Genomic DNA, 13,812 nt, shown 5'->3' on the forward strand with positions numbered 1-13,812 from the left:
GCGCCTCTTCTCTCTGGGCGCCCGCAGGCGCGTCAAAAACAACAAGCCACGCAGATTGCGTGGCTTGTTGTAGGAAAAATGGCCGGACGAACCGGCCGAAGGCCGCGCAGTATACCGCAAAGAAAGCAATAAACAGCCCCCGTTGCGACCATCTGTCAAATGAGCCAAAGCCCCGGTTTTATTGACTCAAAGGTCAGCGCCAGCGCATTCAGGAAGATTGTGCGGCACCGCCTTCAAGCTTGCGCCACAACAACCGCACGTTGGCCTTGCGCACCAGCGCGCAGCGGTACAGGCGAATCTCCAGCGGCACATGCCATTGCGGGCCGCCGCAGACCACCAGTTCGCCTCGGGCCAGTTCGGCCCGCACGCTCAATTGCGGCACCCAGGCAATGCCAAGGCCTTCGAGGGCCATGCTTTTAAGGCTGTCGGCCATGGCGGTTTCGTAGATGGTGGTGAAGCGCAACTGACGCTGGCGCAACAAGCCGTTCACCGAACGGCCGAGAAATGCCCCGGCGCTATAGGCCAGCAGCGGCACGCTGGCCTCGCCTTCGAGATCGAACAACGGTTTGCCATTGGCATCCGCCGCACACACCGGAAGCATTTCGGTCTGGCCCAGATGCAGCGACGGGAAGATTTCCGGGTCCATCTGCATCGCTGCGTCCGGGTCATAGAACGCCAGCATCAGATCGCAGCCGCCCTCACGCAACGCATGCACCGCGTCGCCAACGTTGGTCGCCACCAGCCGCGTGGCGATGTTCAGGCCTTCGTTGCGCAGTTGTGCGATCCAGCGCGGGAAAAAACCCAGCGCCAGCGAGTGCGCCGCCGCCACCTGGATCACCTCGCCCTGCCCGCCTTCCAGGTGATGCAAATGGCGCAGCACCTCGCCGAGCTGTTCAACCACAGTGCGCGCGGTCACCAGAAACAGTTGCCCCGCCGCCGTCAGCTCGACCGGCGTGCGCGAGCGGTTGACCAACGTCAGGCCCAGCGCCGCTTCCAGGCTGCGGATCCGCCGACTGAAAGCCGGCTGGGTCACGAAGCGCCGTTCGGCTGCCTGCGAGAAGCTGCGGGTGGCGGCCAGGGCACTGAAGTCCTCGAGCCATTTGCTTTCCAGATTCATCACGTCCTCCCGGACACGCACCAAAACAGGTCACACGTCTGCCGCGCACGCGGCGTCACACGGGCATTATGCCGAATGTGCATAGGGCAGTGCTTAACAGCATTGGCCCAAAAATTCCCACAAGCCTAGCATTCGCAGCGTTCCGGCACAGACCGGGTCCATATCGAGATGATTTCTATCATGTCCTCCGCTGCATCATTCCGCACAGAAAACGACCTGCTTGGCTCCCTGGAAGTCCCTGCTCAAGCGTATTACGGCATCCAGACCCTGCGAGCGGTGAACAACTTCCGCCTCTCGGGCGTTCCGATTTCGCACTACCCGAAGCTGGTTGTCGGTCTGGCGATGGTCAAACAGGCCGCCGCTGACGCCAACCGTGAGCTGGGTCACCTGAGCGAAGCCAAGCACGCTGCCATCAGCGAAGCCTGTGCACGTCTGATCCGCGGTGATTTCCACGAAGAATTCGTGGTCGACATGATTCAAGGTGGCGCCGGTACTTCCACCAACATGAACGCCAACGAAGTGATCGCCAACATCGCGCTGGAAGCGATGGGTCACCAGAAAGGCGAGTACCAGTACCTGCACCCGAACGACGACGTGAACATGGCGCAGTCGACCAACGACGCCTACCCGACCGCGATCCGTCTGGGTCTGCTGCTGGGTCACGACGCGCTGCTGGCCAGCCTCGACAGCCTGATTCAGGCATTCGCGGCCAAGGGTGAAGAATTCAACCACGTCCTGAAGATGGGTCGTACCCAGCTGCAAGACGCCGTGCCGATGACTCTGGGTCAAGAGTTCCGCGCTTTCGCCACCACCATGGGCGAAGACCTGGCCCGTCTGAAGACGCTGGCCCCGGAAGTCCTGACCGAAGTGAACCTGGGCGGCACCGCGATCGGCACCGGCATCAACGCCGATCCGCGCTATCAGGCCCTGGCCGTACAGCGTCTGGCCCTGATCAGCGGTCAACCGCTGGTTCCAGCCGCCGACCTGATCGAAGCCACCTCCGACATGGGCGCCTTCGTGCTGTTCTCCGGCATGCTCAAGCGCACCGCAGTCAAGCTGTCGAAGATCTGCAACGACCTGCGCCTGCTGTCCAGCGGCCCGCGCACCGGCATCAACGAAATCAACCTGCCGGCGCGTCAGCCAGGCAGCTCGATCATGCCAGGCAAGGTCAACCCGGTAATCCCGGAAGCCGTGAACCAGGTTGCGTTCCAGGTCATCGGTAACGATCTGGCGCTGACCATGGCAGCCGAAGGCGGCCAACTGCAACTGAACGTGATGGAGCCGCTGATCGCCTTCAAGATCCTCGACTCGATCCGCCTGCTGCAACGCGCCATGGACATGCTGCGCGAGCACTGCATCGTCGGCATCACCGCCAACGAAGCGCGCTGCCGCGAACTGGTCGAACACTCGATCGGTCTGGTCACCGCACTGAACCCGTACATCGGCTACAAAAACGCCACCCGCATCGCCCGTATCGCGCTTGAAAGCGGCCGCGGCGTGCTGGAACTGGTGCGCGAAGAAGGTCTGCTCGACGACGCCATGCTCGCCGACATCCTGCGCCCGGAAAACATGATTGCTCCGCGTCTGGTGCCTCTGAAGGCCTGATCCGACGCGTTACTTGTAGCACCGCTCACCAGGTCGAGGGACTAGACACCTCTCACCTTTTGAGGGCTTGGGGATCATTCCCCAAGCCCTTTTTTTTAACTATTTGAAAGGACAATCGTCTTCTGTGGGAGTCATCCCGCAAAAGCCCCGACGCCGGTAACGTCGGGTGTTTCAAAGCTTCGTTTCGTCGCTTGCACCACAACCGTGCAGACGGGCGCCGCACTGATCGGTATAGTGCCGCCCCTCTTCGCGTGAGCGGTCGTCGGTAACGAGGCCATAACCCATGCGAAACCCGAACTAATAACAAACCCGCGATATGGATCCGGGACGAAACCCTCGCCTCGCCCGTTGTGCCGCGCGCACACCGGTGTAACGCGATGTTTCCGACCATCCAGCATTTGCTTACACAATAAACAGCGAGGAAAAATCCATGCTCGAAGTCATCAACGACTTCCTCTCAGGGAAAGTACTGATCGTGCTCATTGTCGGGCTCGGTAGCTACTTCACGATTCGCTCGCGTTTCGTTCAATTGCGCCACTTCTTCCACATGTTCGCGGTGTTCCGCGACAGTCTCAAAGGCAGCGCCGGTCAACTCAGCTCGTTCCAGGCCCTGATGCTCAGCCTTGCCGGCCGCGTCGGTGCAGGCAACATCGCCGGTGTCGGCATCGCCGTGACCCTGGGTGGTCCGGGTGCGGTGTTCTGGATGTGGGTGACCGCACTGGTCGGCATGTCCAGCAGCTTCTTCGAATGTACCCTGGCCCAGGTCTACAAACGTGCCGATGGTGATGGCCTGTACCGTGGTGGTCCGGCCTACTACATCCAGCACGGCCTGAAGCTCAAGGGCATGGCGGTGGTGTTCTCGATCCTGCTGCTGGTCACTTACGGCTTCGCCTTCATCGGCCTGCAGTCCTACACCGTGACCCACTCGCTGCAGAACGCCTTTGCCTTTGACCCGCAACACACCGGTATCGTCCTGGCGGTGCTGCTGGCCATCACCTTCATCGGTGGCATCAAGCGCATCGCCTCGGTGTCCGACCTGCTGGTTCCGGTCAAGACCCTGGCCTATATCGCCGTGACCCTGTACGTGATCGGCACCCAGATCGAACACGTACCGGCCATGCTGGTCACCATCTTCAAGAGCGCCTTCGGTCTCGACCCGGCCTTCGGTGGCCTGCTCGGCAGCGCCATCGTCATGGGCGTGAAGCGTGGCGTGTTCGCCAACGAAGCGGGCCTGGGCAGCGCGCCGAACGTCGCCGCCGTGGCGGCCGTGAAGCACCCTGGCGCTCAGGGCGTGGTTCAGGCGTTCAGCGTGTTCCTCGACACCTTCGTGATCTGCACCTGCACCGCGCTGCTGATCCTGCTGTCGGGCTTCTACACCCCGGGCTTCGAAGGTGACGGCATCGTCCTGACCCAGAACTCGCTGGCCGCCGTGGTCGGTGACTGGGGCCGCATGTTCGTCAGCGTCGCGCTGTCGCTGTTCGTCTTCACCTGCATCCTCTACAACTACTACCTGGGCGAAAACAGCCTGCAATTCCTCACTCGCAACCGCGTTGCGCTGATGACGTTCCGTGGTCTGGTGCTGGCGCTGGTGGTCTGGGGTTCGATGCAGGACCTGTCGACCGTGTTCGCCTTCGCCGACATCACCATGACTTGCCTGGCCTTCGTCAACCTGGTGGCCCTGGCCCTGCTGTTCAAGGTCGGCATGCGTGTGATGCGCGACTACGACGAACAGCGCCGCGCCGGTGTCGATCAACCCGTGTTCGACTCCAGCAAATTTGCCGACCTGGACCTGGACCTGAAAGCCTGGCCAACCAGCCCGTCGGCGGCTGCCAAGGCTGACGCTCAGGCGCAAGGCATCCCTGCAGCGCAACGCTGATGGGTGAATGACGGGCGCATCCCCGCGCCCGTCAGTTACAGTTCGAAAAACTGTGGGAGCGAGCTTGCTCCGGGCGGCGATCCGACGAATGCAGTCGTTCAGTTGATAAATATGCTGACTGACACACCGCTTTCGCGAGCAAGCTCGCTCCCACAGGACCTCATCGTTTCGGAGAATCCCCATGAATTCCTCGACTTACCCTGCCGCCCAGCACGTCATGGTGCTGTACACCGGCGGCACCATCGGCATGCAGGCCAGCGCCAACGGTCTGGCCCCGGCCTCCGGTTTCGAAGCGCGGATGCGCGACTACCTGCACAGCCAGCCTGAACTGGTCGTACCGCAGTGGCGCTTTCGCGAGATGTCGCCGCTGATCGACAGCGCCAACATGACCCCGGCCTACTGGCAGCAACTGCGCGAAGCCGTCGTCGACGCCATCGATGTGCAAGGCTGCGACAGCGTACTGATCCTGCACGGCACCGACACCCTGGCCTACAGCGCCGCCGCCATGAGCTTCCAGTTGCTCGGCCTGCATGCCCGCGTTTGCTTCACCGGTTCGATGCTGCCGGCCGGCGTCACCGACAGCGACGCCTGGGAAAACCTCAGTGGCGCACTGGTCGCCCTCGGCCATGGCCTGGCGCCGGGCGTGCATCTTTACTTCCACGGCGAGCTGCTGGCCCCGACCCGTTGCGCGAAAGTGCGCAGCTTCGGCCGTCACCCGTTCAAGCGCCTGGAGCGTCAGGGCGGCGGTGTGAAAGCCACTTCGCTGCCGGCAGCGCTGAGCTACAACCAGCCGAAGCAACTGGCCAACGTTGCCGTGCTACCACTGTTCCCGGGCATCCGTGCCGAGATCATCGACGGCCTGCTCGACAGCGGCATTCAGGGTCTGGTGCTGGAATGCTACGGCAGCGGCACCGGGCCGAGCGACAATCCTGAGTTCCTCGCCAGCCTCGGCCGGGCGCGGGATAAGGGTGTGGTGGTGGTTGCAGTCACACAGTGCCATGAAGGCGGTGTGGAACTGGATATCTACGAAGCGGGCAGCCGCTTGCGTGGCGTCGGTGTGTTGTCCGGTGGCGGCATGACCCGTGAGGCGGCGTTCGGCAAGTTGAATGCTTTGCTGGGGGCAGGCCTTGAGACGGCTGAAGTCCGGCGTCTGGTCGAACTCGACCTGTGCGGCGAGCTCAGCTGATCGCAACCAGCCGTGGGAGCTTCGCCGCTCCCTCGGCCCGGCATGCAACTTGCTGCCGTTTCCAGCATCCCAAGGCTGGAAGATCCTATGCTCCACTCCCACCTCACCACGCTCAATGCGGTCTCGCTGATCCTCAACACGTTCAAGACCGAAGGCCTGTCCAGCGAAGCACTGCTGGCCGGCAGCGGCATCAGCGCGGCGGATCTGAGCCGGGCCGACACTCGCATCACCACCAATCAGGAGATGCAGGTCTGTGCCAACGCCGTCGCGCTCAAGCACGACATCGGCCTGGAACTGGGCCGGCGCATGCATGTTTCCTGCTACGGCATCCTCGGTTACGCGCTGCTGACCTGTGCCACCTTCGGTGACGCTTTGCGGCTGGCGATCCGTTATCCGGCGCTGCTGGGAACACTTTTCGAGCTGAGCCTGGAAGACGACGGCGAGCGTGTCTGGTTCGTCGCCGCCGACTACCGCGAGAGTCCGTCGATGGCAGTGTTCAATGCCGAGTTCTGTCTGGTATCGCTGAAAGTCATCTGCGACGACCTGCTCGGTCATCCGCTTCCTCTGCTGGCCGCCCGCTTCGAACACGCCGCACCGGACTACCGCGACAGCTACGCCGAACACTTCAAGGCGCCCCTGCACTTCGGTGCCAAGGACAACGCCTTCGCCTTCGACCGACGCTGGCTCGACCAGCCGCTGCCGCTGGCCGACATCATTACCCATCAGGCCATGGCCGAACGCTGCCGCAAACAGAACACCGAGTTCACCGGCCGCCAGGCGTGGCTCGGGCGCATCCGTCAGTTGCTGACTGCGCAACTCAATGCCGCACCGGGGCTGGAAGGTCTGGCGCAGCAGATGAACTGCTCGCCGCGCACCCTCCGCCGACACCTGAAAGACATGGGTTGCAGCTATCAGGAGCTACTCGACGAGCTGCGCTTCGAGCGGGCCAAACAGATGCTTTGCGAAGATCAGCTGCCGATCTACCGCATCGCCGAAACACTCGGTTTCAGCGAGACCGCGAGCTTCCGCCATGCCTTCGTGCGCTGGAGCGGCGTGGCGCCAAGTCAGTTCCGTCCACACGGTTAAACCGTCGAGGGGCGATATCAGGTCAGCATTTTTGGCCATATCGATCCCCTTTTGGCCTCTCTGGCCGTTCTCCGATTCGTCCCGCGCCGCAACACTGGAGCCAACCGAATCAGCCCCTGCGGAGAACAACAAATGCTGACGATCTACTCTGACGATCACCACCTGCACCATGGCCGCTGCGAATTGATCGACGGGCAACTCAAGCCTTGCTTCGAGATGCCGTCCCGCGCCGACCACGTGCTGCAACGGGTAAAAAATCAAAACCTCGGCCCGGTCGAGGCACCGAAGGATTTCGGCCTAGGGCCGATCGAACGCATCCACAGCCGCGAATACCTCGACTTCTTCAAAGGCGCCTGGGCGCGCTGGACCGAATTCAACACCGACGGCGACTTGCTGCCTTACACCTGGCCCGCGCGCACGCTGCGTCAGGTCAAACCCACCAGCCTGCACGGCCAGCTCGGTTATTACAGCTTCGACGGCGGCGCGCCGATCACCGCCGGCACCTGGCAAGCGGCGTACAGCGCGGCGCAAGTGGCGTTGACCGCTCAAGCGGAAATCCAGCGCGGCGCCCGTGGCGCTTTCGCTCTGTGCCGTCCGCCGGGACACCACGCCGCCGGCGATTTGATGGGCGGTTATTGCTACCTCAACAACGCCGCCATCGCCGCCCAGGCATTCCTCGATCAGGGCCACAAGAAGGTCGCGATCCTCGACGTCGACTACCACCACGGCAACGGCACCCAGTCGATTTTCTACGAGCGCAGTGACGTGCTGTTCACCTCGATCCACGGCCACCCGGAAGCGGAATTTCCGTTCTTCCTCGGCTACGAAGACGAGCGCGGCGAAGGCGCCGGCGAAGGCTTCAACTTCAACTATCCGCTGCCGGCCGGTTCCGGCTGGGATGTCTGGAGCGCGGCGCTGGATCAGGCCTGCGCGGAGATCGACAACTACGGTGCCGACATCATTGTCGTGTCGCTGGGCGTCGACACCTTCAAGGACGACCCGATCTCGCAGTTCAAGCTCGACAGCCCGGACTATCTGGCCATGGGCAAGCGTATTGCAGCCCTCGGCAAGCCGACCCTGTTCGTCATGGAAGGTGGATACGCGGTGGAAGAAATCGGCATCAATGCGGTGAACGTGCTCGAAGGTTTCGAGTCATGAAAAGTCTCAAGCATTTCATCGCCCCCGCGCTCTGTGCAGCACTGCTGAGCGGCGCCGCCCACGCCGAAGAACGCACCCTGCGCGTCTACAACTGGTTCGACTACATCACTCCCAAGGCTCTGGAAGATTTCAAGGCGCAGAACAGTCAGACCAAACTGGTCTACGACATCTTCGACACCAACGAAGCGCTGGAAGCCAAGTTGCTGACCGGCAACTCCGGCTATGACGTGGTGGTGCCGTCCAACGTGTTCCTCGCCAAGCAGATCGAGGCCGGGGTGTTCCAGCCGCTGGATCGCAGCCAGTTGCCGAACTGGAACCACCTCGACCCGAAACTGATGAAGCTGATCGAGGCCAACGATCCGGGCAACAAGTTCGCCGTGCCGTACATGTACGGCACCATCCTGATCGGCTTCAACCCGGCCAAGGTCAAGGCAGCGCTGGGGGACAACGCGCCGGTGGACAGCTGGGACCTGATCTTCAAGGAAGAGAACATCAGCAAGCTCAAGCAGTGCGGCGTCGCCCTGCTCGACTCGCCGTCGGAGATCCTGCCGCTGGCCCTGCAACACCTGGGTCTCGATCCCAACAGCAAGAACCCGGCGGACTACGCCAAGGCCGAAGCGCTGCTGATGAAGATTCGTCCGTACGTGACCTACTTCCATTCGTCCAAGTACATGGCCGATATCGCCAACGGTGACATCTGCGTCGCGGTCGGTTATTCGGGCAGCTTCTCGCAAGCCGCCAACCGTGCCAAAGAGGCGAAGAACGGCGTGGTGGTCGACATGCGCCTGCCGAAGGAAGGGGCGCCGATCTGGTTCGACATGCTCGCCATCCCGAAAGGCGCGAAGAACCCGCAGGACGCCTACACCTTCATCAACTACCTGCTGCAACCCCAGGTGATTGCGCCGGTCAGCGACTTTGTCGGCTATCCGAACCCGAACAAGGACGCCACCGCACAGGTCGATCCGGCGATTCGCAACAACCCGAATCTGTACCCGACCGATGCGGCGATGAACACGCTCTATACCCTGCAACCGTTGCCGCGCGACGCGGAGCGGGCACGCACCCGGGCGTGGACCAAGATCAAGTCCGGCACTTGAAGCCAGCCACCGAAAAAGACCCGCCTTCGCGGGTCTTTTTTTGCGGTATCCATGTACCGCACCCTGTCCCCGACAAGCCTTTAACGTGTCCCGATCCCGGCGTTGCAGGAGAGCGCCGCTACCGACAAACAAGGACACGGACATGCCTGAAACTCCCCGCCCCGACATCGCCGATCTGCAAACCCGGCTGCTGTCCGGACCGTCACTCAGGGACGCCGCATCGAATGCCCTGCGCCCGGCGCTGAAGGTCCTGTACCCGGATCTCGACATCGACCCGCAACTGGCAATCGTGGTGACCCCCACCTGGAGCATCGAAGACGATTACGTCGTCGCCGGACCCGAGCAGTTTGAATCACTCACCGACGTTCTTGTACGCCTGGGCGTCCATGGCACCACGGTGACCTGGCTTGATGGCGAGCACTTCCTGACGCGCCAACCGGGGAGCGAACCGATCATTCATCTACCGGTGAAGATCGAAGCAGTGGGTCGTCTGGTCAACGAACTCGCAACACTTCTGTTCGTGGCGTACCAGGAGCAGCAACTCGCCTACTGGAACACCGCCACCGCAACGGATGAGCCACGCTGGTATCAGTTGTCGGATGCCTTGCGGGAGCAGTGGAACGTCATCGATTCACAGGGATGGGACGCCGAACAACTGGCCATGGCCAGAACCGTGTACCGGTTTCCCGACAGGCGACAGCGGCTGCACAACGACCCATACAAGGCACGTGCGTGTCTGATCGATATCGACCGCAATGACAACACGGAAGACCGTCATCTGACTGTATTGCCGATCGCTGTTCTGACGGGCACTTCGGGTCAGCGCACGATCATCACCACCTGTTCCGTCACCCAGGGGTTTCGCCATTTCGATTCATACGATGCCCTTGGCAATGCACTGACTGCGCTGCTGACTCCGTTGACCCGCGCGAGCCGCCTGAAGTGGCGACTGTTCGAACCCGATGGCAACTTCTTCGATCATCAGGCCTGCACGCTGCTGGCACTGGATGCGGACGTCATCGGCGCATTCGGCCAGTCACTGCACGCAAGCGATACCTCAGTCCTCCCCGTCGGCGAAAGCCTGACAGCAAACAAACGCACAGCGTCTGATTTCGAACAACTGCGGCCGCTGCTGCCAGACTGGCTGGACAGCGCCTCCACCGCCGACCAGACCTGCTTCAGCCGACACCTGCTGGATCTGGCGATCCTGCAGAACCGCACCCACGGCAAATCCTTTCAACACGAGATTCCCACGCTCCATGCCTACACCGTGGCACAACTGGTCGCGCAGATTCGCAAGGATCACCCGGCGGCATCCGACATCCGGGTCGAGAACATCGAGCTCACCATCACCAGCCTGGTCGTGTGGGGTACGTTCGTCGTGCCGGGACAGACAGAGACCCTGACGCTGACGCTCATCGAACTGGCGCTGCAGAACCTGGCCGGTTTGCCGATGGGCATCAAAACCGTTCGTCATGTGGACGGCTCGCCGACGCCGGACTGGATGACCCCGCAGTACCTGGAAACCCTGGTGACCACGGTGGACATCGGCAATGTCTACCCCGCCATGCTCAAGCGCCGGTTGATCGAAGATCCAATCGAGGCACCTGCCCTGCGCAAGCTGTACACCGATCAGTTACCGATCGAGCTGGCGTTGCTGGCGCTGCAATGCAAGATCCGTGGCGAGAGAGGCCTGGATGAGCAAGGTTATCGCTATGTCGTCGCAGCCCTCGCCACCGCCCCCGGCGACCGGCTGGTGAGCGGGCAAAGGATCGTGGTCCGCCCGTTGGCGTTTCGGGCCCATCGCACAAACGGCAGCACCGATACCGTGGCCAACATGTTCATCATCGGTCCGCAGGAAGCCGAAAAGGGGCCGTGCCTGCTCTATCGACCGCTGCTCGACCCGCCGCTGATCCAGTATCCGGGCCAGACCAATCTGTTGTATGCGATCCAGCACTCGCGGACGCTCCGGCAATCGGTACTGGCGTGGCTGCCCGACAATGTGCGCTTCAATTATTCCCAGTACGTGTTCCCGGGTACGCTGATGTCGGTGTGGACCCTCCCGCAATTGCTGGTCGACCCCACCGTCGCGCTGGACATGACCGGGCCGGTCTCACTGGCACACGACAATGCCCTCGAAGCGGATGTGGCGATGGCGCTGTTCAATGCCAATGCTCAAGCCTTGATCACCCAGGCCGACCGCCAGTCCGTGTCCAATGCCGAAGCACGCTGGGCAACGCTCAGGCACGGTGGCTGGATGCTGTTCAACGCAGCCTTGCCATTCCTGGGCCGCAGCATCGGTAGCGCCGCATGGGTCTGGCAGATCATGGATGACCTGCAGGCCTTGATCGATGCGCAAAACGAAACACCGGGGACCGTCGAGTGGTCGGCCCTGACCGATGTGTTGCTCACGCTGGGCATGATCCTCGCCCACCGGGCCGCCTCCAACCGACAGACCCGACAGCGCACGGTCATCGCGCCAGAAATGAAACCCGAGCTGCTCAAGCCTGAAGTCTCGCACCATGCAGACATTGGCGGAGCGACTTTTCCATCCACCCATGAAACCTCATTGGTCACCGTAGGCGCCCTGAGTCGGTCAAAGCCGACCCTCGGCATGCTCCTCGATACCCTGAAGATCGAGAAGCCGGCGACGCTCACCGGGCCCGCGAGCGCAGGCCCGCACCAACACCTCTACAGCCATGGACAGAAGTGGTACGCGCCGGTGGGCGAGCGCTGGTTCGAGGTGTCCATCAACGATGATGACCTGATACAGATCATCGACTCGCGCCAACAACTCGTTCGCACGGGGCCGTTGCTGACCCACAATGCACAGGGCCAGTGGTTCATCGACCTGCGGTTACGCCTGCAGGGAGGTGGTCTGGGCAGCCGGCGGAAAAAAATGCAGCAGGAGAACAAGCAGCGACTGAACCAGAAGAAAGTCGCGCTGGCCGCCTTCGAAGCCACTCTGGAGGACAAACAGCAAGAGTTGATCAACGTACGCAAGGCGATGCTGGGCGCCACCCCACAGACTGCTGCGGCGGCACGCCAGCACTTTCTCGATACCCTGGATACCCAGATCCGGGCATACGCCGCCCATGCCCAGGATCTCAAGGCCCTGAATGCGCTGGAGCCGATTCCCAACTACCGCTCCGCGATGGTCGAGCGGCTGTCGTTGCAGTTGTTTCTGATGCAGTCCTGGCTCGACGAGCACACCCGGGATTTTCGCGATGGCTTGCGCACCACTCTGACGCTGCTGGACGAAGAACAGCCCGTGCGTGGCCCTGAACGCTCGGCATCCTTTACTCGCATGACCGACATGACTCAGGGCATGATCGAAAAAATCGAGCTCGCCAACTCGCGCTTCCAGGAGCTCAGCCTGCTGGGCAAGGAAGCCTGTGAGGTCACGCGTGTCTACAAGGCCAAACTGCCGATCTTCACGCTCAGTGATCTCAAACTGTTGCAGATCACGCTGGCGGAACACCTGTGCCTGAAAGAAGAGCCCGTCCCGAGCCTTGATGCGCAGATGGCAGTCGATCGTCTGATCGACGACGCCAGCCTCAACATCCGCAGCGCTCTGGATCTGAGCGGCGATGAAAGCCTGCTCAATCTCGGAGAGCGGATCGAGGCCATGGACATGCTGGCGCAGCAGTTTTCCACCATCGACCAACGCTTTGTCGACCTGGTTGCCGAGTATCCCGAGCACATCATTGCCGATCGCCTGGAGCATGTACGTACGCGCGTGGCCGAATTCGGCCAGGACACGCTGACCCACCTGACCCGCCTTCTGCGGGAGCGGCGTCTCGTCGAACCGACACCCGGCCCATCCCGGCTCGTAACGACGCCCACGAAAAAAATCATCAAGACCCGCTTCAAAGGCACGCTGGTCGGTGAGCCGCGCAAAGGCGCAGACGGCAGGGACACGGGGCTGGTGGACGTCAAGGCCCCCTTGACCGGCAAGATCATTGCCACTTTCCATGAAAAAACGCCGGGTGTCTGGCTGCGCAGAGTCACCGCTCGCCCAGCGCCCGAAAGGCCTGCGCCCAAACTGGCGGACAGTCTCGCCAGCGGTCAGGCGTTGCTCGACGGGCTCGCGGAATTTGACCGACGCATACAGGCTCAGATCAGACGCGCACCCAGAATTCCCGCCGAGATTCAGGACCTCTACCAGCAGCATGCGGGACGTCTGCGGGAGGTCATCAAGCACATCGATCAGTCGCTGCTCGCCAGCAACCGCAGCGAGGAACGCAACGACGCGGCCGTCACCCTGCGCAATGCTCTCGAGAGCGCAGTCAGCACGCTTCATGAGACAGGCCGCAATACCCGCATCCGGATGATCAAGGAACAACCGCCCACGGCCGCACGGGTGGAATGGCTCAAAAGCGAGGGCGAGGTGGACATCGCCAAGGTCACCACCCGGCGTCGACTCAAAGGGCCCGGAAAAGACTATCTGGACGAATACGAAGTGCTCGATCGCAGAACCCGCGAGGTACTTTGGTACGCCCATTTCCACTACGCCAGTCCGGCGGATCCCGTCGGATCATTTACCGCCGCGCATTTGAAGACCGTTGCACAAAGACGACTGGGAGGCGCCATCGAACAGGACAATGCAGGTCAGGAACTGATCGCCATTTATCGCAGCGAGATCAGTCACGCGCTGGCTTCGTCGATGTTCTTCAGCTGATGTCCA

At 62.0% G+C, this 13,812-nt stretch carries 8 protein-coding genes; 7 read left to right on the plus strand and 1 reads right to left on the minus strand.

Annotated elements, in window-relative coordinates:
• Positions 1-208: 208 nt before the first annotated feature.
• Positions 209-1,117, minus strand: a complete 909-nt coding sequence (locus CAG02_RS07305; RefSeq protein WP_085708809.1) for a LysR substrate-binding domain-containing protein — start codon at positions 1,115-1,117, stop codon at positions 209-211.
• Positions 1,118-1,297: 180 nt separating this feature from the next.
• Between CAG02_RS07305 and aspA the strand changes: the two genes are divergently transcribed.
• From aspA to CAG02_RS07340, 7 genes are all read left to right on the plus strand, one after another.
• Positions 1,298-2,722, plus strand: coding sequence for an aspartate ammonia-lyase (gene aspA / locus CAG02_RS07310; protein ID WP_085708808.1), 1,425 nt, complete (start codon positions 1,298-1,300; stop codon positions 2,720-2,722).
• A gap of 430 nt (positions 2,723-3,152) precedes the next feature.
• Positions 3,153-4,598, plus strand: coding sequence for a sodium:alanine symporter family protein (locus CAG02_RS07315; protein WP_085708807.1), 1,446 nt, complete (start codon positions 3,153-3,155; stop codon positions 4,596-4,598).
• 181 nt (positions 4,599-4,779) lie between these two features.
• Entirely contained in the window at positions 4,780-5,784 is a 1,005-nt protein-coding gene (locus tag CAG02_RS07320) for an asparaginase (RefSeq protein ID WP_085708806.1), read from the plus strand.
• Between the two features lie 87 nt (positions 5,785-5,871).
• Entirely contained in the window at positions 5,872-6,870 is a 999-nt protein-coding gene (locus CAG02_RS07325) for an AraC family transcriptional regulator (protein ID WP_085708805.1), read from the plus strand.
• Between the two features lie 132 nt (positions 6,871-7,002).
• Complete coding sequence (locus tag CAG02_RS07330; RefSeq protein ID WP_085708804.1) at positions 7,003-8,028, plus strand: histone deacetylase family protein; 1,026 nt, start codon at positions 7,003-7,005, stop codon at positions 8,026-8,028.
• Positions 8,025-9,125 (plus strand): polyamine ABC transporter substrate-binding protein, encoded by a 1,101-nt coding sequence (locus tag CAG02_RS07335; RefSeq protein ID WP_085708803.1) that lies wholly within the window; start codon positions 8,025-8,027, stop codon positions 9,123-9,125. Before CAG02_RS07330 ends, CAG02_RS07335 begins: the two co-directional genes overlap by 4 nt.
• A 142-nt stretch (positions 9,126-9,267) precedes the next feature.
• Positions 9,268-13,806: a dermonecrotic toxin domain-containing protein gene (locus tag CAG02_RS07340; RefSeq protein WP_085708802.1), complete on the plus strand. Its 4,539-nt coding sequence runs from the start codon at positions 9,268-9,270 to the stop codon at positions 13,804-13,806.
• The last annotated feature ends 6 nt before the right edge of the window (positions 13,807-13,812 follow it).

Source organism: Pseudomonas sp. R43(2017) (assembly GCF_002112345.1).
Taxonomy (GTDB): domain Bacteria; phylum Pseudomonadota; class Gammaproteobacteria; order Pseudomonadales; family Pseudomonadaceae; genus Aquipseudomonas; species Aquipseudomonas kribbensis.